15 protein-coding genes are annotated in these 18,195 nt (G+C 72.4%); 6 read left to right on the top strand and 9 right to left on the bottom strand.

What is annotated here, in order from left to right; genetic code table 11:
* Window positions 1-102 precede the first annotated feature (102 nt).
* Window positions 103-2,793 (bottom strand): aconitate hydratase AcnA, encoded by a 2,691-nt coding sequence (gene acnA / locus OO52_RS34270; RefSeq protein ID WP_037671080.1) that lies wholly within the window; start codon window positions 2,791-2,793, stop codon window positions 103-105.
* Between the two features lie 136 nt (window positions 2,794-2,929).
* On the opposite strand from acnA, the gene OO52_RS34265 reads away from it, so the two are divergent.
* From OO52_RS34265 to OO52_RS34255, 3 genes are all read left to right on the top strand, one after another.
* A complete protein-coding gene (locus OO52_RS34265) occupies window positions 2,930-3,724 on the top strand; it encodes a TMEM165/GDT1 family protein (RefSeq protein ID WP_030939071.1) in 795 nt (264 codons plus the stop codon).
* Window positions 3,724-3,942 (top strand): hypothetical protein, encoded by a 219-nt coding sequence (locus OO52_RS34260; RefSeq protein ID WP_030939069.1) that lies wholly within the window; start codon window positions 3,724-3,726, stop codon window positions 3,940-3,942. Before OO52_RS34265 ends, OO52_RS34260 begins: the two co-directional genes overlap by 1 nt.
* A 128-nt stretch (window positions 3,943-4,070) precedes the next feature.
* On the top strand, window positions 4,071-4,991 hold the full coding sequence (locus OO52_RS34255; RefSeq protein WP_048910337.1) for a MurR/RpiR family transcriptional regulator: 921 nt from the start codon (window positions 4,071-4,073) through the stop codon (window positions 4,989-4,991).
* 25 nt (window positions 4,992-5,016) lie between these two features.
* Here OO52_RS34255 and OO52_RS34250 read toward each other — a convergent pair whose 3' ends face one another.
* From OO52_RS34250 to OO52_RS34215, 8 genes are all read right to left on the bottom strand, one after another.
* Window positions 5,017-5,604, bottom strand: a complete 588-nt coding sequence (locus OO52_RS34250; RefSeq protein WP_030939063.1) for a Chromate resistance protein ChrB — start codon at window positions 5,602-5,604, stop codon at window positions 5,017-5,019.
* 9 nt (window positions 5,605-5,613) lie between these two features.
* Window positions 5,614-7,479 (bottom strand): FAD-binding protein, encoded by a 1,866-nt coding sequence (locus tag OO52_RS34245; RefSeq protein WP_030939060.1) that lies wholly within the window; start codon window positions 7,477-7,479, stop codon window positions 5,614-5,616.
* Entirely contained in the window at window positions 7,476-8,195 is a 720-nt protein-coding gene (locus OO52_RS34240; RefSeq protein WP_030939058.1) for a VIT1/CCC1 transporter family protein, read from the bottom strand. The genes OO52_RS34245 and OO52_RS34240 overlap by 4 nt, the downstream gene beginning before the upstream one ends.
* A gap of 156 nt (window positions 8,196-8,351) precedes the next feature.
* Window positions 8,352-9,191, bottom strand: coding sequence for an ABC transporter ATP-binding protein (locus OO52_RS34235; protein ID WP_037671078.1), 840 nt, complete (start codon window positions 9,189-9,191; stop codon window positions 8,352-8,354).
* Between the two features lie 9 nt (window positions 9,192-9,200).
* A complete protein-coding gene (locus OO52_RS34230) occupies window positions 9,201-10,229 on the bottom strand; it encodes a FecCD family ABC transporter permease (RefSeq protein WP_051847902.1) in 1,029 nt (342 codons plus the stop codon).
* Window positions 10,226-11,278 carry a FecCD family ABC transporter permease gene (locus OO52_RS34225; RefSeq protein ID WP_030939052.1) on the bottom strand — a complete coding sequence of 351 codons (1,053 nt, stop codon included), beginning with the start codon at window positions 11,276-11,278 and terminating at the stop codon, window positions 10,226-10,228. The genes OO52_RS34230 and OO52_RS34225 overlap by 4 nt, the downstream gene beginning before the upstream one ends.
* Window positions 11,275-12,306 (bottom strand): ABC transporter substrate-binding protein, encoded by a 1,032-nt coding sequence (locus tag OO52_RS34220; RefSeq protein WP_048910334.1) that lies wholly within the window; start codon window positions 12,304-12,306, stop codon window positions 11,275-11,277. The genes OO52_RS34225 and OO52_RS34220 overlap by 4 nt, the downstream gene beginning before the upstream one ends.
* A 56-nt stretch (window positions 12,307-12,362) precedes the next feature.
* Window positions 12,363-13,547: a C45 family autoproteolytic acyltransferase/hydolase gene (locus tag OO52_RS34215; protein WP_063738823.1), complete on the bottom strand. Its 1,185-nt coding sequence runs from the start codon at window positions 13,545-13,547 to the stop codon at window positions 12,363-12,365.
* Between the two features lie 298 nt (window positions 13,548-13,845).
* On the opposite strand from OO52_RS34215, the gene OO52_RS34210 reads away from it, so the two are divergent.
* The 3 genes from OO52_RS34210 to OO52_RS34200 all read left to right on the top strand — a co-directional run bounded on the left by OO52_RS34210 (window position 13,846) and on the right by OO52_RS34200 (window position 18,188).
* Window positions 13,846-15,312 carry a TldD/PmbA family protein gene (locus OO52_RS34210; RefSeq protein WP_051847901.1) on the top strand — a complete coding sequence of 489 codons (1,467 nt, stop codon included), beginning with the start codon at window positions 13,846-13,848 and terminating at the stop codon, window positions 15,310-15,312.
* Window positions 15,309-16,625 carry a metallopeptidase TldD-related protein gene (locus tag OO52_RS34205; RefSeq protein ID WP_030939044.1) on the top strand — a complete coding sequence of 439 codons (1,317 nt, stop codon included), beginning with the start codon at window positions 15,309-15,311 and terminating at the stop codon, window positions 16,623-16,625. Before OO52_RS34210 ends, OO52_RS34205 begins: the two co-directional genes overlap by 4 nt.
* A gap of 324 nt (window positions 16,626-16,949) precedes the next feature.
* Window positions 16,950-18,188 carry an SGNH/GDSL hydrolase family protein gene (locus tag OO52_RS34200; RefSeq protein WP_030939041.1) on the top strand — a complete coding sequence of 413 codons (1,239 nt, stop codon included), beginning with the start codon at window positions 16,950-16,952 and terminating at the stop codon, window positions 18,186-18,188.
* Window positions 18,189-18,195: the final 7 nt, after the last annotated feature.

Below are 18,195 nucleotides of genomic sequence, written 5' to 3'. Positions count from 1 at the left end.
CCATCGGGCCGTTGCCGCCCGCGCCGGGGCCGGAGGACGTCGAGAGGTGGCCGCGGGTGTCGCATCGGCCCGTGTCTCGCCAGGCTGCTCGGCGTGCCGCGCTCATGCCTCGCCTTGGCCGGTCCGCGTGGTGATCCCGCGCAGCACGTAGGGCAGGATGCCGCCGTGACGGTAGTGGGTCACCTCGCGGGGTGTGTCCAGGCGCACGGCGGCCCGGAAGGTCCGCCCGCCGGCCCGCACCCGCACGGTGCGGGTGGGCGCGGCACCGCCGGCACCGTCCTCGAGCGCCGCCGCGAGGCCGATGACGTCGTACACCTCCTCCCCGGTGAGTCCGAGCGCTGTGACGCTGTCGCCGGCAAGGAACTGGAGGGGCAGGATGCCCATCCCCACCAGGTTGGAGCGGTGGATGCGCTCGAAGGACTCGGCGAGGACGGCTCGCACCCCGAGCAGCGCAGGGCCCTTGGCAGCCCAGTCGCGGGACGATCCGGTCCCGTACTCCTTGCCGGCCAGCAGGATCTGCGGGATGCCGGCAGCGCGGTAGGCGGCGGCCGCGTCGTGGATCGTGGTGACCGCTCCGCCGGCGGTGAAGTCGCGGGTGAAGCCGCCCTCGGTACCTGGGACGAGCCGGTTGCGCAGCCGGACGTTGGCCAAAGCTCCGCGCATCATCACCTCGTGGTTGCCGCGCCGTGAGGCGTAGGTGTTGAGCCGGGTGGGCGGTGTGCCGCGCGCGACGAGGTGACGCCCGGCCGGGCTCTGCGGCGGTATGGCGCCGGCCGGCGAAAGGTGGTCCGTGGTCACGGAGTCGCCGAGGCTGGCCAGTACCCGCGCGCCACGGATGTCCGCGACCGGGTCGGGTTCGTCGCCCACCGCGTCCAGGAACGGCGGTCGGCGCAAGTAGGTGGAGTCGTCCGGCCAGTCGAAGAGCTCGCCCGGCGGCGCGTCGAGGGCTTCCCAGCGCGCATCGCCGGTGAACACGTCCGCGTAGGCGCGGGTGAACATGTCCGGCCTGACGGTGGAGGTGATGACCTGCCGTATCTCGTCGGCGCTCGGCCAGATGTCCCTCAGCAGGACCGGGCGTCCGTCCTGTCCGGTGCCGAGAGGGTCGCTGGTCAGGTCCGTGTCGACCGTTCCGGTGAGGGCGTAGGCCACGACGAGGGGAGGTGACGCGAGGAAGTTCATGCGCGCCTCGGGATGGATGCGGCCCTCGAAGTTGCGGTTCCCGGAGAGCACCGCGGCGACGGTGAGGTCCTGCTCGCGCACCGTCTCCCCCACGCCGTCGGCCAGGGGGCCGGAGGCACCGATGCACGTCATGCAGCCGTAGCCGGTCAGGTGGAAGCCCAGCTGCTCCAGGTACGGCGTCAGCCCCGCGGCGTCCAGGTAGTCCATGACGACGCGGGACCCGAGCGACAGGCTGGTCTTCACCCACGGCTTGCTGCGCAGTCCGCGGGCGACGGCGTTGCGGGCGAGCAGTCCCGCGCCGACCATCACCGAGGGGTTGGCGGTGTTGGTGCAGGACGTGATCGCGGCGATCACGACGGCGGCGTCCGTGACCTGCTCGGGCGTGCCGTGGGACGCCGGGGTGGCGCTTCCCGGTTGACGGGCGCCGGTCCGCTCGCGCAGTGTGTCGCGCACCGCGGCGCGCACCTGGTTCAGCGGCACACGGTCCTGCGGGCGGCTCGGGCCCGCGAGTGACGGCACGACGGTGGCGAGGTCGAGCCGAAGGGTCTCCGTGTACCGCGGCGGCGCGTCCGGCAGGTGCCACAGGCCCTGTTCCTTCGCGTAGGCCTCGACGAGGGCCACGTGCCCGGAGGTCCGGCCGGTGAACCGCAGATAGCGCAGGGTCTCGTCGTCGATCGGGAAGTAGCCGCAGGTCGCGCCGTACTCCGGGGCCATGTTGGCGAGGGTGGCCCGGTCGGCGAGGGAGAGACGGGCCACGCCGTGGCCGTGGAACTCCACGAACTTGCCCACCACGCCGTGCCGACGCAGGAGTTCGGTGAGGGTCAGGACCAGGTCCGTGGCGGTGGCGCCCCCGGGCAGTTCGCCGTCGAGCCGTACGCCCACGACGGGCGGTATCAGCATGGACAGGGGCTGGCCGAGCATGGCGGCCTCGGCCTCGATGCCGCCGATGCCCCAGCCCAGCGTGCCCAGGCCGCCGACCATGGTGGTGTGCGAGTCGGTGCCGAGGCAGAGGTCGGGGAAGGCCCAGCCGTCGCGGGCCATGACCACGCGCGCCAGGTGTTCGAGGTTGATCTGGTGCATGATGCCGGTGCCCGGCGGTACCACCACCACGTCACGCAGCGCGCCGCGGCCCCACTTCAGGAACCGGAACCGCTCCGCGTTGCGCTCGTACTCCAGTGCCACGTTCCGCTCGGCCGCGTCCGCCCGCGCCGTCACGTCGGCGACGACCGAGTGGTCGACCGTCAGCTCGACGGGTACGACCGGGTTGACGCGTGCGGGATCGCCGCCGCGCTCGGCGACGGCGGTACGCAGCGCGGCGAGGTCGGCGAGGGCCGGCACGCCGTTGGTGTCGTGCAGGAAGGCGCGCGCCGGATGGATGTCGACGGCCTGCGCGAAGGAGTCCGGGGAGCCCCAGGCGAGCAGTGACCGGACCTGATCAGGCGTCACCGCCCCGCGGTCCTCGTGGCGCAGCAGGTTCTCCAACAGGATTTTGATCGTGTACGGCCAGTCGGGCGGCGCGATGCCGGAGATCCGGTGCATCGCGTGTTCCTCGCCACCGACGGTGAGCACGTCCGCGGTGCCGAAGCGGTTCCGTCCGCCCTCGAGGTGGTCCATTCGCGCAACTTCCTTCCGTTCTTGACGGGGCGTCAGCCCGTTCGGGGACCCTCCCCACAATGATTGACAACATCTGCTTCACGAAACTAGCGTAGCGATGCAACATATGTTTCGCACACCCGAGAGAGGAGCCGCCGTGGATGCGGCAACCTGGGGACTCATCGCCGCGACCTTCGTCGCCTGCTTCGTGGAAATGGTCGAAGCGACGACGATCGTCATGGCGATGGGCTACACCCGCAGCTGGCGTTCGGCACTCACCGGAGTGGCCGCCGCCCTGGCCCTGCTCGCCGTGGTCACCTCGATCGCCGGTTACGCGCTCGAGCGCTGGTTCCCCGAAGCGGCACTGCAGTTGGTCATCGGCGGCCTGCTGCTGATATTCGGCCTGCAGTGGCTGAGGAAGGCGATCCTGCGCTCGTCGGGCCGCAAGGCCATCCACGACGAGGACGCCATCTACCGCGAGGAGGTGGAAGCGGCCGAGGCCGCCGGGCAGCGCACCGGCCGGCTCGACATGTTCTCCTTCATGGTGTCCTTCAAGGGCGTGTTCCTGGAGGGCATGGAGGTCGTCTTCATCGTCATCACCTTCGGACTGAACGCGGACAACGTGCCCGCGGCGAGTGTGGGTGCCCTGGCCGCCGTGGTCGTCGTGCTCGGCATCGCGTTCGCCGTGCGCCGCCCGCTGTCGATGATCGACGAGAACCTGCTCAAGTACGGCGTCGGACTGCTGCTCGCCTCGTTCGGCACCTACTGGGTCGTGGAGGGGACCGGCATCTTCCGGGCCGGCCGGGAGAGTCTGGAGTGGCCGGGCGGCGACCTGGCCCTCCTCGTCCTGCTGGCCGCGTGGTTCCTGCTGAGCCGAGGCCTCGTGGCGGCCCTGCGCACGTCCAGCACCAGCACGCCGGCCGCCGCCGGACCGATCGAGGAGAACGCGTGATGAGCCTGCTGAAATCCTTCGGACGGTTCTGGTACGACTTCATCGTCGGCGACGACTGGAAGATCGCGGTCGCCGTGGTGCTGGCCCTGGCGCTGCTGCTGGTGGCCCTGTCCATCGGCCTTTTCGCAGACGCCGGACTGGCCGTGCTCGGGGGCGTCCTGCTGATGGCCGCCTTCACCGTCAGCCTGATCATCGACGTACGGCCCGGATCGTCGTGACCCCTGCGACGCGGGTCGGCGGCCGGGCCGGGAGCGGACTCCCGGCCCGGCCGCCGACTCTTTGTCGTGAACCGTTCCCGGCGCGTAGTATCCGCTACACACCACTCGCCGGCGAGCCGAGGAGAGCCGTGACCGCCGCTGCCCGCAAACTCTCGACCCTCCAGGAGCGGGTGACCGCACGTTACGACTCGCTCACCCCCACCGAGCGCAAGGTCGCCACCTACCTGTGCGAACATCCCCAGCAGGCGGCGTTCTCCTCCGCCGAGGAGATCGCCACGGCCACCGGCACCAGTGACGCGAGCGTCGTCCGCACCGCCAAGTCCCTTGGTTTCGAAGGCCTTCCAGGGCTCAAGCGCACCCTGCAGGAGCATCTCGGCACGCTCCTGACGCCCACCCACCTGCTGCACAACACGATCAGCAACTTCAGCGAGGGCCCCGAGGGCGTCGTGGGCAGCCTGCTCGCCGAACGGGCGGAGCTGCTCAACGAACTGGGGCGCACTCTCGACCCGGCGGCCTTCCGCACCGCGGTGGAACTCGTCGCCGGCGCCCACGAGACCCTGGTGTGGGGCCTGGGCGGGGACGCGAGCCTGGTCGAGTACACGGTGACCCGTCTCAACCGGCTCGGCTACCGGGCGCGGCCCGCTTCGGAGACCGGGTTCCAGCTGGTGGACCGGCTGCTGCCGCTCGGCCCCGACGACGTGGTCCTCGTCATCGCGCAGAACCGCATCCGGCCCGAGCTGGAGGTGACCCTCCAGCACGCCGCGGACACGGGGGCGGGGGTCGTCCTGCTGACCGACACGCTGCGCGAAGCGCTGCAGGAGCGGACCGACGCCGTGCTGTCCGCCCCCACGGGGCGCCCGGAGATGTACGGCGGGCAGAGCATGTTCCTCATCGTGCTGGAGGCGCTCACGCTGGCCGTGGCGGCGCGCGACGAGCAGCGCGCGATGGAGACCTTCGACAAGCGCAACCAGCTCAGGGAGCTGCTCGACGCACACGTCGCGGCCAGGGCCCACGCGGGCGGGCGCAGAGGCGGACGGCGCCGCGCGTGAGCCGCCGCCCTCACCGGACGGCGGATCATCCCACGTCGCTGACGGTCCTCTCATAGACGTCCGCCTCGAACTCCTCCAGCATGCGTTCGCACTCGGCGACCTTCTGCCGGGCCAGCTCCTTGCCGTCGGCGTCCATCCAGTCCCGGGACTCGACCTTGCCCAGCCAGCGCTTGAGCTTCTCGAGGTCCTGACGGATCTCCTCCGCCTCCTCGAAGGTGTAGTTGCCGCGGAAGCGCTCGAACTCGATCTCCTTGAAGAACTTCGTCTCGCACTCCTCGACGATCTCCGCGTACTCCTTCGCCGACTGGCCACGCAGTCCCTCGACGAACTGGACGCGGGCGTCCTCCTCCACATCGGTGAGGGTCAGGAAGACGCTGGAGCCCCCCAGCTCGTCGATGCGGTCGCGCACCCGGGTCAGCTTCTCCCTCAGGTCCCCGCGGTCGGGCAGGACGCACACCGCCTGCTGCACATAGAAACCGCCCAGCCGCTTCAGCTGCCGCCACACCGCCACGCGCGCCCCCGACGACTCGTTGGGGACGCGGTAGATCAACAGCAGCCAGGGGCCCCGCGTCGGATCGGTGGCGGTCGGCTCGGTGCGGATGTCGGTTGCCATGCCGCAAGGCTAGTCTCCCGGCTCGGCGGGTCGCTCGCCGGTCGCCGCCCCGCGCTTGGCCAGGGCCGCGCACAGGGCGCGTACGGCGGCCGCCCAGTCGGCGACGATGCCGATGTCGCACTGCGCGAAGACCGGCGCGGTGGGGTCGTGATTCACTGCCAGCACGGTCGTCGCGCGCTCCACGCCGCTCATGTGCCGGGTGCTGCCGGAGACGCCCAGCGCCAGGTACAGCTCGGGGGCGATGGCGCGCGCCGTGATCCCCAGCTGCCTCGAGTGGGGCAGCCGGCCGGTGTCGGTCACCTTGCGCGTGGCGGCCAGCTCCGCACCCAGCAGCAGCCGCAACGGTTCCAGCTCCGCGTACCGCTGCGGATCCACCCCCTGGCCCACGCCGATGACTGTCCGGGCCCGTTCCAGGGCGTCGTAGTCACCGTCCGGTTTGAGCGGGCCCGCCTGCAGGGCGGGGTCCGGCGGCACGTCGACCTGCCGCGTGGGCAGCGCTCCGGCGACGGCCCGCGGGGTCCGCAGGGGCAGGCTGCCGGTGCGCAGTGTCGCGATCTGTACGGGTCCGAGACTGTCGATCTCCGCGAGGGTGGCCTGGCCGGACGGCTTGGTGCCGGCCAAGCGGGGAGCACCGGTGCCGTCGGTTCGGGGTTCCACGGCGACGAGGTCGGACATCAGGCCGCTGTCCAGGCGTGCGGCGAGCCGTCCGAGCACCTCCCGTTCCCACGAGCGTGCGGCGCCCAGCAGGGCCAGTGGCCGGCCGTGGGCGGTGATCCAGTCGTGCAGCACGGCCACCGCCGGCCGTGCCGCGTCCCCGTCGAGCACCAGCAGTTCGTCGGCACCCCACGACGCGAACGCGCCGGTGTCGGTGCCCGGCTGGACGACGGCGGTCACCTGGGCGCCGAAGTGCGCGGCGATGGCGGCGGCCTCGCCGAGCAGGGCCCGTGGTTCGGCGGTCTCCGCGGGCCCGGTCAGGGCCAGGACCCGGCCGGACGGACCGACGCGGCGCGGTGGCACGGCCGGGGAGGCAGGGGCGGTCGCGGCGGACGGCCCCGTCCGGGACCGCCACAGGTCGAGCGCGCGCTCCACCTGCTCCTCGGGGGTGCCGGACAACAGCACCGGTGTGCGCGACCGCGCCTGCCGCCGCGACCCGGTCACCCGGGTGGGGCTGCGCAGGGGGCCGGCGTGTCCGAGGCCGGCTCGGGTCAGCGTGCGGACCCGGTCGGTGCCGGGCCAGGTGTCGGCGGCTGCCTTGGCCGGCTGGCACGAGCGCTCGGCGACGGCGACCACGGCGGGCAGGGCCACCTGCACGCTGCGCAGCCCTTCGTCGGACTGCAATGTGGTGCGCAGCACGCGGACGCCGTCCTCCTCGGCCACGTCGATCTCCAGGGCCGCCCCGACGAAGGGCAGTCCGAGCAGCTCGGCCACCATGGGTCCGACGGCGGCGGTGTTGCCGTCGACGGAACTGCGCCCGACGAGGATCACATCGGCGCCGGTGTGGGCGTCGACGGCGGCGGCCAGTACCCGGGCCGTCACCAGGCAGTCGGCGCCGGCCCAGGCGGGATCCGTCAGGTGCAGCGCCTCGTCGGCGCCGCAGGCGAGGGCCTCGCGCAGGACGTCCACGGCGCGGGAGGGCCCCATGGTGACGACGGAGCTGCGGCCGCCCGGCCCGGCGGCGAGCCGGACGGCCTGGGCCACGGCACGCCGGCACCAGGGGTTCATCTCCGCCTCCCCGGCGGTGCGCCGGAGCCGGCCGTCGGGGCCGAGGTCTCCCGAACCGCCCTCCCGCGGTACCTGCTTGACCAGGGCGACGGTACGCAGGGCAGGCGCCGCACCGGTCACACCGCCGCTGCGGTGAGCGATCGGCCCGGTCATGAGACGCTCGCCCCGACGAGCAGACCGACACCGTAGGTCACCGCGGCGGACAGGCCGCCGAGCAGCAGCTGCCGGCGCCCGCCGAACCACATCGGACGTGCCGTCAGCCGGGCTATGCCGCCGCCGGTCACGACGAGCGCCAGGGCACTGACGACGAGCGCCGGGAGAATGCCCACCGCACCGAGGAAGAACGGCAGCAGCGGCACGAGGGCGCCGACCGCGAAGGCCGCGAACGACGAGGCGGCCGCCGTCCAGGGCGAGGGCAGGTCGTCGGGGTCGATGCCGAGTTCCTCGCGCACGTGCACGCGCCAGGCCACCTCGGGCTGGGCGGTGATCTCGCGCGCGACCTCGGCGGCCAGTTCCGGGCGCAGCCCCTTGTCCTCGTAGATCAGGGTCAGTTCGCGCAGCTCCTCGTCGGGATTGGTCTCGAGTTCGCGTCGTTCGATCGCTATCTCGTCGTGGGCCAGGTCACGCTGGGAGGAGACGGAGGTGTACTCGCCGGTGGCCATGGAGCAGGCGCCCGCGGCCAGTCCGGCCAGGCCCGTGAGGATCACGGTGTGGGCGGGGGCGCCGCCACCGACGACACCGGCGACGAGGGAGAAGTTGGAGACGAGGCCGTCCATCACGCCGAAGGTGGCGGGGCGCAGCCAGCCGCCCGTCACATCCCGGTGGGCGTGGTGCAGTTCGGGCAGGCGGCTGTCGACGGTCGATGACATACGCGGTGATCCGTTCTCGTGGTGCGCGGGGCACGCGAAAGGAGGGGCGGAGGCCGAAGAGGGCAGAGGGTGATCCGCGGGAGCGGCGGTGTACGCCCCCGGGGAGGAGGCGCCACCGGCCGGCGTTGCGCGCGGGTACCGGTGTGCGGCGGACGCTCAGGTGGCGCCGGCCGCCATCGCGCGGGCGCCGCGCCGGCCAGGCGCCGGGCGGGTGGTCCGTTCCTGGCGCACGGGGATGCACAGCGGCTTGCCGCTGACGGGGTGGTCGACGACCCGTGACTCCACGCCGAAGACCCGCTGGATGAGTTCGGGGGTGAGGACGTCCACGGGGGTCCCCTCGGCGACGAGCGCGCCGGAGTGCATCACGAAGATGTGGTCGGCGTACTCCGCGGCCATGTTGAAGTCGTGCAGGACCATCGCGATCGTCGTGCCGTGGTCCCGGTTGAGGTCCGCGAGCAGGTCCAGCACCTCGAGCTGGTAGGCGACGTCGAGGTAGGTGGTGGGCTCGTCCAGCAGGATGATGCCGGTCTCCTGGGCCAGGCACAGGGCGATCCACACCCGCTGCCGCTGGCCGCCGGAGAGCTGGTCCACATGGGCGTGCCGCATGTCGGCGACCCCGGTGACCTCCATGGCCCACTCGACGGCCTCACGGTCGGCCTCCGAGGGGACCTTCAGCGACGAGCGGTGCGGATGACGCCCGAACGCCACCAGGTCCTCGATGGTGATGCCCTCGGGCGCGGTGAGCACCTGGGGCAGGATCGCCAGCAGCCGGGCCACCTCACGGGTCGGTGTCTTCTGGATGGACTTGCCGTCCAGCACCACCTGGCCGGCGCGCGGCGGCAGCAGCCGGGCGAGTGCCCGCAGCGCCGTGCTCTTGCCGCAGCCGTTGGGCCCGATCAGGACGCTCACCTTGCCGTCCGGAACGGCCAGGCAGAGATCCTCGGCGATCACGCGGGTGTCGTAGGCGAGTTGGACGTTGTGCGCCTGCAGTCTCATCGGTCGCTCCTACTTGCCCAGCTTGACCAGCAGATAGAGGAAGTACGGTCCGCCGATGACGGCGGTGACCACGCCCGCGGGTATCTCCAGGGGCGGGGCGATGCCGCGGCCCACGGTGTCCGCGAGCAGCATCAGGAGCACGCCGGTCATGGCCGCTGCCGACAGCAGCACCAGGTGCCGGCCTCCGACCAGGCGGCGGGCGATGTGAGGTGCGATCAGACCGACGAACGCGATGGTCCCGGCGACGGCGACGCATACGCTGGCGAGGGCCACGGCGAGCAGCAGCAGGCGGCGGCGCGTGCGCTCGACGGGTTCGCCGAGCCCGGTCGCCAGGTCGTCGCCGAGTCCCAGCACGTCCAGCCGCCGCGCCAGCATCAGCACCACCGGGACGAGCACGGCGATCCACGGCAGCGCCATCCACACGGTCTCCATCGACCGTCCGAAGAGGCTGCCGGTGAGCCAGATCAGGGACGCGTTGACGTCCAGGGGGTACTTGACCAGCAGGTACCGGATGCCCGCCTCGAAGGTGGCGCTGACGGCGATGCCCACCAGCGCGAGCCGGACCGGGGAGACCCCGCGCCGGTAGGCGAAGACGTACACCATTCCGGCTCCGATCAGGCCCCCGGCGAAGGCCGCGGGCGGGACCAGGGCGACGGACGCGGACGGCAGGGTCAGCACGAGCAGCATGCCCGCGAAGCCGGCGCCCTTGGTGACGCCCACGATGTCGGGCGCGGCCAAGGGGTTGCGGATCACTCCCTGCATCACCCCGCCGGACACGGCGAGGCCGATGCCGACCACCCAGCACAGCAGCACCCGCGGCAGCTGGAAGTCGAGGACGACCTCGGCGGCGTCGCTGCTGCGCCGCCCGGCCAGTGCGGTGAGGACATCGGCGAACGGGATGGGCGTGGCCCCGATCGTGAGGCTGACGAAGCTGCCGATCAGGGCCAGCACGAGGAGCGAGCCGACCAGGATCCAGGGTCTGCGGGCCGCGACGACGGTGCGGCGCACGGGTCGTCCCACGGCTACGTTGACGGTCATCGCGTGACTTTCTGCCGTCGGGCGAGATAGATGAAGATCGGTGCCCCGACGAGAGCCGTCACCACGCCGGTGGGTACCTCGAAGGGTGGGTTCACATAGCGGGAGCCGATGTCGGCGTAGACGGTGAGGACGGCCCCGACCAGCATCGCCACGGGCAGGACCCGCAGGTGGTTGGAGCCGACGAGTCTGCGCGTGATGTGCGGCGCGATCAGCCCGATGAAGGCGATGGGTCCGGCCACCGCGACCGAGGCGCCGCACAGCACGATGACCACGGCGGCGCCCAGCGCCCGGGTGCGTTCCACGTGCTGGCCCAGGCCGCGGGCCATGTCCTCGCCCAGGGCGAGGATGTTGAGCGACTTGGCCAGCGCCATGGCGACCAGCAGCCCGGCGGCCGTCCAGGGCAGGGCGGTGGTGAGGTCGTGCCACTGGGCGAAGTTGACGCCGCCGACGAGCCAGAACAGCACCGACTGCGTGTCGTTCTCGTGGAAGATGACCAGTACCTGGGTGAGGGAGACCAGCAGACTGCTGGCGGTCACTCCGGCCAGCGCGAGCCGGACCGGGCTGACCTTGCCCGTCCCCATGCCGGCCAGGACCATCACCGTGATGCCCGCCGCCGCCGCGCCGCCGAAGGCGAGGAGGATGGAGGGGGCGCCGGCCATCGACGGCACGACGGTGATGGCCGCGACGACGACCACGGCGGCGCCGGCGTTGACGCCCATGATGTCGGGTGAGGCGATCGGGTTGGCCGTGATCGCCTGCATCACCGCGCCGGAAACGGCGAGGTTGGCGCCGACCAGGGCCGCGAGCAGCACCCTCGGCATCCGGATGGTCCGTACGATCTGCTCGGCCGGGGAGTCCGCCGAGAACCACGCGTGCGCGACCGAGGACCAGCCGATCCGTTCGCTGCCGAGGGAGAGGGCCCACAGCATGCCGACGGCCAGCAGGCCCAGGCCGGCGACCGCGACGGCCACGAGGACGAGCCGCGGGTCCCGTCCCCGGCCGGCCGGGCCGGCCAGGGACGACTTCACTGCGGCTGCCGGGGCGCTCATGAGGCGGGGAACAGCTTCTCGATCGCCTCGCGGGCGATCGTCTCGGCGGCGAGGGTCCCCCGGCCCTTGGACCAGACGCTGCCGTCGACCACGTAGGTGGCCTTGTTCTTCACGGCCGGGATGCGCTTCCACAACTCGCTGGACTGCCACTGGTCGCTGAGGGTCCTGGGGGTGTTGCGTGCCATGAACAGGACGTCGGGAGCGGTGGTGACCATGGACTCCAGGGTCATGCTCAGGGTGGCGTCCTGTCCGTCGGTGGAGGGCACGGTCGTCAGTCCCAGACCGCGCAGGACGGTGGGCGCGAAGGCTCGCTGGGTCTGGGCGCTGACACCCTTGTCGTAGGTGATGGCGAAGACGATCCTGCGCTTGTCACCGCTGGGGACCCGGGCCTTGAGGGCGGCCATGGTCTTGCGGTGCTCGGCGAGGGCCGCCGTCATCCGATCGCACGCGTCCACCGCCTCGCCGACCACCACCTCGCTGTTCATCACCCGGTCGTAGTCGGCGGCGTTGCTGGCCAGGGCGACCGTGGGCGCGATCTTCCTCAGCTGTGCGTAGACCGCGGCGTCGCGCTGGCTGTCGGCGATGATGAGGTCGGGTTTGAGGGACTTGATGACCTGGAGGTTGGGGGACTGCCGCAGACCTACCGAGGTGTAGTGGCCGACGGCGTCGCGCAGCGGCTTGAGGATGCGCTCGGGCTTGCCGTCGTCGGCTATGCCCACGGGTTTGACGCCGGCGTTCACCAGGGCGTCCACGAAGGAGAATTCGAGGGCGACGACGCGCTTGGGTTTGCCGGTCACCGTGGTGGTGCCCAGGTCGTGCTTGATGGTGCGGGAGTCCTTGCCGCAGCTGGCGCTGTTCGGCCGGGCCTCGGGACGGGCGGCCTGCTTGCCGCCACCGGCACCGCCGTCGTCCTTGGCGACGGAACCGGCGGTGCCGCCGCAGCCTGCGGTGAACACGGCGAGGGTGAGGAGGGCGCCGAGGAGGCCGGTGGACCGTCTCGGCGGACGCGGACTGAGGGCGCGGGGCATCGAGGCTCCAGGGGTGAGGGACGGGGACGAGGGGATGCGGTGCCGTCGCCGGGCGGTCAGCCCGTGTGGGCGGCTGTGTGCGGAGCGGGGGACGACGACTGGCCCCATGCCGGGCGGGTGGGTGCCGCGGGGCCGTCGTACAGGTTCCAGGGCGCCTGCACGTACGCCTTCTCGCACGGCAGACCCGCGGTCAGCAGGTACTCGCCGGTGCTGAGGTCCACCAGGCTGGAGACCACCGTCTGGTAGCGGTCGGCCTCGTGGCGCCGTGGATCGGCATGCTGACACACCCCGTTGGGATGTGCGAAGTGGTCGCTCATCACTTCGCGCACGTGAGCCCGCAGCGCGGAGCTGGAGGTGATGGTCCGGGCGGCGCGCAGGCCGTCGGTGACGCGGGGGACGCGGAAGAGGGAGTCGACGGAGAAGGGCCGGTACGTCCCCTCGATCTGTGGCGGGACGAAGGCCTGGAAATGGTTGCCGTGGACCAGGAGTCCGTCGGTGGGGTACATCCAGCCGTGCCGGCCCGGCGTGGTCTCCAGGTCGATCGCGAAGCCGTCGCGGTGGGTGATGAGGAGGTTGCTGGGGGCGGACTGGGTGACCTGGAACGCGGCCCGCAGCGCGTCGTACACGTCCCATGACTCCAGGATCTTGCGGCGGACGAAGGTACCGGGCACGCTGAGCCCGGTCTCGAAGCCACCGCCGAGGCCGTTGGCGTTGAGGGCGAGGCCGGCGGAGTTGGCGCCGTGCCGGCCGACCTGGCCGGCCTCGGTCTGGCAGATGAACGTCGGCCGGCCGGGTTGCTGGACGCGCAGGACGACGACGGTGTCGGCGACCCGCTCGCGCCAGTCCCAGTTCTGACCGCACAGCACATGGCCGACACCGTTGGCCTGGGCCAGCAGTGCGAAGGACGTGCAGCCCTCGTCGGCCTTGTCGTCGAAGGGGTTGGACTGGCTGAGCTCGAACCGGGCGTTGAGGGCGAGGATCTCCTCGAAGTCCCGTTCGGCGCCCTCGGCGATGCCGCGGATCTCGTCGAGGATGCCGGGCAGATAGTCGTCGACGAGGGGTACCCAGGCGCGGGCCCGGGCGGTGGCCTCCTCCCACCGCAGGCCCGCGGTGCGCTGGAACAGTTCCGCGTAGAAGTCGACGGAGCGTGCTATCAGTTCGCGTGCGGCAGAGCCGTACTGCCGGCCGCGCTCTCGGGGATCGGCACTCGTCAGGTCGATGAAGAGGAGTTGCTCGGGCATGAGAACTTCCTGGGGCGGGTGAGGGCGCTGTCTGCCGGCTCGGTGGGGGACGGGCGGGCTCCACCGGGAACCGGCCCCGCCGGGTGGTGGAAACGTAGTAACCACTACAAGGACAGTCAATAGATGTAGTGAAATCCATCAGAACTCTCTGAAGCGTCCACAACACTCATTGTCAATGTCTGTAGCGAACGCTACCTTCGAGGGCGCGCCTGGCCGTTGGAAGCCTCCGCGCACGCCCTACCCGGTGCCCGCCCGGCCCTGGCCGGCGCCGCACCCCGATCGAAGGGGAAGACACGCTGTGAAAGACACTGCGGAGACGGTCCTGGGCCTGTTGCCCAGGGACGTCGCCTACGCGGACGTCCGCGTCGTCGACCGTACCCACGAGTTGGTCCTCGTCGAGCACAACGGCCCCGGTGACGTCATGCGGGAGACCTCGCTCGGCGTCGGTGTGCGGGTCGTCGTCGGCGGACACTGGGGCTTCGCGGCCACGCACCGCCTGGACCTCGAGGGCCTGAATGCCGCCGTCACCGAAGCCGTCGCGCAGGCCCGGGCGGCGGGCGGCGGGGGCGGGGGCGGGGCCAAGATCCCGCTCGGCCAGCCCGTCACCACCCGCGCACGCTGGTCCTCGCCGATGGTCGTCGACCCGTTCACGGTGTCGCTCTCCACCAAGCTCGACCTGCTGGACGCGGCGGTCGCCGAGGCCCGCACCGCCGGGCCGCTGGTCCGGCAGATCGAGGCGTCGATGGACTTCTTCCGCGACGACAAGGTCTTCGCCAACACCGAGGGCGCGCTGATCGAGCAGACCATCACCGAGAGCGGCGGCGGGCTGATGGTGGTCGCGTCCGACGGCGACGACGTCCAGCGCCGCTCGTTCCCCCAGGCGGTGCCCCGATCCATCCGCGGACAGCGCGGCCACTTCGCCACCGCCGGTTACGAGCACATCCCCGCCCTGCGCCTGGTCGAGGAGGCCGCGCGGGTCGGAGCGGAAGCCGTCGCCCTGCTGTCGGCGCCCCAGTGCCCCGACGAGACCACGACCCTGGTGGTCACCGGCGCCCAGCTCGCCATGGTGCTGCACGAGTGCGCGGGCCATCCCATGGAGGCCGACCGCGCGCTCGGCTCCGAGGTGAGCCTGGCCGGCGGCACCTACGCCTCACCCGACCGCCGCGGCACCTTCCGCTTCGGCTCCCCCCTCGTCTCCGTCCACGCCGACGCCACCATCCCCGGGGCGCTGGGCAGTTACGCGTTCGACGACGAGGGCGTCGCCGCCCAGCGCACCGAACTCGTCAAGGACGGCATCTTCACCGGCTACCTCTCCGGCCGCGAGTCGGCCGCCGCCCTCGGCCAGGAGTCCTCGGGGGCGGCCCGGGCCGACGGCTGGCAGCGCATCCCGCTGGTCCGGATGACCAACCTCTGCCTGGAACCGGGAGACTCCTCGCTCGCCGAGATGATCGCCACCACCAAGCGCGGCGTCCTGATGGACATGACCAAGAGCGTCTCCATCGACGACCAGCGCCTGTCCTTCCGGCTCGGCGCGGAGGCCGGGTGGGAGATCCGCGACGGGCGGCTCGGACGCCTGCTGAAGAACTGCACCTACTCCGGTGTCACGCCGCGGTTCTGGGCCGGCTGCGACTCCCTCGGCAACCAGGACGAGTTCCAGGTCCACGGCATCCCGTCGTGCAACAAGGGCGAGCCCCTCCAGGTCGCCCACATCGGGCACGGCACGGTCCCCGCCCGCTTCCGCGACGTCCAGATAGGCACCCGATGAGCATCGATCCCCGCGAGGTCCGCACCGCGCTCGACATCCTGGGCCGGGGCACCCACCTCGACCTCGCCCAGGAACGCACGGGCCTGCTCCGCTACGCCCGGTCCCGGATCACCGCCCAGCACAGCGAGGAACGCCTGCGGGTGCGCGTACGGCTCACCCGGCGGGGCAGGACCGCCCTGGGCACCCTGGAGACCCTCGACCCCGGTGCGGTCAGAGCCCTGTCCGCCCAGCTCGACGCGGCCCTCGCCCTGTTGCCGGCCGCGTCCGGCGCACGGCAGGCCACACCGGGTTCCGTCCCCGCGGCCCGGCCGGAAGTCGGCGTCTCCACGCTCGACGCCGGCCCCGCGGAGCGCCACGCCTGGTTCAGCACGGTCAAGGACGGTCTGGCCGGTGCCGCCCTGCTCGGCGGCTCCATCCGGCACGACGTCGTGCACCGGGTGGTCGCCGATCACGACGGCCTCTACCGCGAGGAGACCCTCACCAAGGCGTCCCTGCAGGCGATCGCCGAACGCGACGGCAGATCCTCGAGCATCCGCCTCGTCCACCGGGACGCCGCCCGCATCGACCCCGGCGACGTCGCCCACCGGCTTCTGGAAGACCTGGCGGACCTGCCCGAACGGGAGCCCGTGCAGGGCACCTTCCGGGTCCTGCTCAGGCCGCAGGCCGTGATCACCCTGCTCGCGACCTACGGCTACGTGGCTCTGGGGGCCGCCGGATACGCCGAGGGCCGTACCGCCGTGGCCGGCCGCATGGGCGGCAGGGTCACCAGCGAACTGCTCACCCTCACCGACGACGGCACCGACCCCGCGGGCCTCGCCAGCGGCTTCGACCCGGAGGGCACGCCGCGCCGGGCCACCCGGCTGATCGAGAACGGGGTGCTCACCGGGGTCGTGTCGGACCTCGGGCACGCGGCCGTGACCGGCGGCGTGTCCACCGGCCACGCGGTGCCGGCGGGCTGGCGCTTCGGCGCCGACCCCTCGCCCTCTCATCTCCTGCTGGACGGCGGCGACCACACCGAGAAGGAGCTGGCCGGCCTCTGCGACGAGGGTCTGGTGATCAGCCGGCTCGACTACCTGCGCATCCTGCACCCCAAGGACACCCTGGTCACGGGCACGACGCGGGACGCGACGTACTGGATCCGCGGCGGTGTGCCGGTCGCCTGGCAGCCGTCGGTGCGCCTCACCTTCCGTATGGACGAGGTCCTCGACGCCGTCCTGGCCGTGGGCAGCCGCCGCGAGCGCGGCGAAGCGGTGTTCATGGAGAGCGTCGTCGCGCCCGCCCTGCTCGTGGACGCCGGCCCGATCAGGCTCTGACCGGAAGGCGGCGGCCCCGACGACGAGGGCCGCCGTCCGCCCACCGCGCCCCCGCGGTACGGTGCGTCGCGCACCGGCACACAGCGCCCACCGCTCCCCCGCTGCCTGTCCGCTCGCATGCGGGTCGTGCCGCTGCCGAGCACCGCCACCGGTCCCCGGCCGGACCGGCGCCGCGCACGGTCGGACCGCGCCGCGCACGGTCGGACCGCGCCGCGCACGGTCGGATGGCGGCGCGCACGGTCGGATGGCGGCGCGCACGGTCGGATGGCGGCGGACACCCGAAGCCGTCGTCGCCCGGCGCCGGCAGAACCGGAGGCATGGCCCATGCATGAGATCGCCCTGGCCGACGGCCCGGTCCTCTTCCGTGGTGCGCTCGATCTGGAGCGGCGCCCCGGAGGCGGACTGCTGCCCCGGCGCCTGCCGGCGTGGACGCGCGAGCAGTATCCCGACGCGTTCATGGACTTCGTCGCGGCCATGCCGTCCGGCGTGCGGCTCGCCTTCCGCACCGCGGCCCGCACCCTGGAACTCGATCTGCTCACCACCGTGCGGCACTTCGACGGCACGGCCGCACCCACGTCCGCCGGGGTGCTCGACCTGGTGGTGGACGGCCGGCTCACGGCACGGGCGGTCGCGCCCGTGGGACAGGTGCTGCGGCTGGCCCATGCGCGCGCCCGTCCGCGGGAGGTGGCCGGCGAGCCGGGCACGGTCCGGTTCCGGGCCCTGCCCGCGGGCGTGAAGGAGGTCGAGCTGTGGCTGCCCCAGCAGGCCCCGTGCGAGTTGCTCGCCCTGCGTGCCGACGCGGAGGTGACGCCGCCCGCGCCGTCCGGTCGGCGCCGCTGGGTGCACCACGGCAGTTCGATCAGTCACTGCACCCAGGCCGACGGGCCCACCGGCACCTGGCCGGCGGTGGCGGCGGCGCTGGGCTCGCTGGACCCCGTGAACCTGGGCATGGCGGGCAACGGGATGCTGGATCCCTTCGTCGCCCGTACGATCCGGGACCTGCCGGCCGATCTGATCAGCCTGAAACTGGGGGTCAACCCGGTGCTCAAGTCGGCGCTGAAACCGCGCACCTTCGTGCCCGCCGTGCACGGCTTCCTCGACACCGTGCGGGAGGGCCATCCGGACATCCCGCTGCTGGTGGTGTCACCGGTGTTCTGCCCGCGCCTGGAGTCCGCCGACGCAGCCGGCGCCACGCCGCCGGGCACGGGCGCGGGCCCGTCCGGCACCGGCCACGGCCGTCGGGTGGCCGCGCCGGGTGGCCCCGGGGAGGGACCAGGTGATCCTGAGGAGGAAACCGGTGTCGCCGGACAGGAACCGGGCGACGCCGGGGAGACCGCGCTCGCCCCGCTGACCCTGCCCGTGGTCCGCGAGGCCCTGGAGCGGATCGTGCGCGGTCGCCGCCGCAGCGATCCCCGCCTGTACTACCTCGACGGGCGCGAGCTGCTGGGGCCGAGGGACGCCACAGACATCCCGGACGGCATCCATCCGAACGCCGCGGGCTACCGGACCATCGGCCGGCGCTTCGCCGAGCGTGTGCTGGGCGGCGGCGGGGCGTTCGCCTGACGACCGC

The organism is Streptomyces flaveolus (assembly GCF_000716535.1).
In the GTDB taxonomy this organism is placed as follows: Bacteria; Actinomycetota; Actinomycetes; order Streptomycetales; family Streptomycetaceae; genus Streptomyces; species Streptomyces flaveolus_A.
This window is presented reverse-complemented; position numbering and strand designations above follow the sequence as displayed.

What these genes read in the sequence shown, in the direction of transcription:
- acnA (WP_037671080.1), bottom strand. Translation starts at nt 2,793, where the DNA reads ATGGACCACCTCGAGGGCGGACGGAACCGCTTCGGCACCGCGGACGTG.
- OO52_RS34260 (WP_030939069.1), top strand. Translation starts at nt 3,724, where the DNA reads ATGAGCCTGCTGAAATCCTTCGGACGGTTCTGGTACGACTTCATCGTC.
- OO52_RS34250 (WP_030939063.1), bottom strand. Translation starts at nt 5,604, where the DNA reads ATGGCAACCGACATCCGCACCGAGCCGACCGCCACCGATCCGACGCGG.
- OO52_RS34245 (WP_030939060.1), bottom strand. Translation starts at nt 7,479, where the DNA reads ATGACCGGGCCGATCGCTCACCGCAGCGGCGGTGTGACCGGTGCGGCG.
- OO52_RS34240 (WP_030939058.1), bottom strand. Translation starts at nt 8,195, where the DNA reads ATGTCATCGACCGTCGACAGCCGCCTGCCCGAACTGCACCACGCCCAC.
- OO52_RS34235 (WP_037671078.1), bottom strand. Translation starts at nt 9,191, where the DNA reads ATGAGACTGCAGGCGCACAACGTCCAACTCGCCTACGACACCCGCGTG.
- OO52_RS34230 (WP_051847902.1), bottom strand. Translation starts at nt 10,229, where the DNA reads ATGACCGTCAACGTAGCCGTGGGACGACCCGTGCGCCGCACCGTCGTC.
- OO52_RS34225 (WP_030939052.1), bottom strand. Translation starts at nt 11,278, where the DNA reads ATGAGCGCCCCGGCAGCCGCAGTGAAGTCGTCCCTGGCCGGCCCGGCC.
- OO52_RS34220 (WP_048910334.1), bottom strand. Translation starts at nt 12,306, where the DNA reads ATGCCCCGCGCCCTCAGTCCGCGTCCGCCGAGACGGTCCACCGGCCTC.
- OO52_RS34215 (WP_063738823.1), bottom strand. Translation starts at nt 13,547, where the DNA reads ATGCCCGAGCAACTCCTCTTCATCGACCTGACGAGTGCCGATCCCCGA.
- OO52_RS34205 (WP_030939044.1), top strand. Translation starts at nt 15,309, where the DNA reads ATGAGCATCGATCCCCGCGAGGTCCGCACCGCGCTCGACATCCTGGGC.
- OO52_RS34200 (WP_030939041.1), top strand. Translation starts at nt 16,950, where the DNA reads ATGCATGAGATCGCCCTGGCCGACGGCCCGGTCCTCTTCCGTGGTGCG.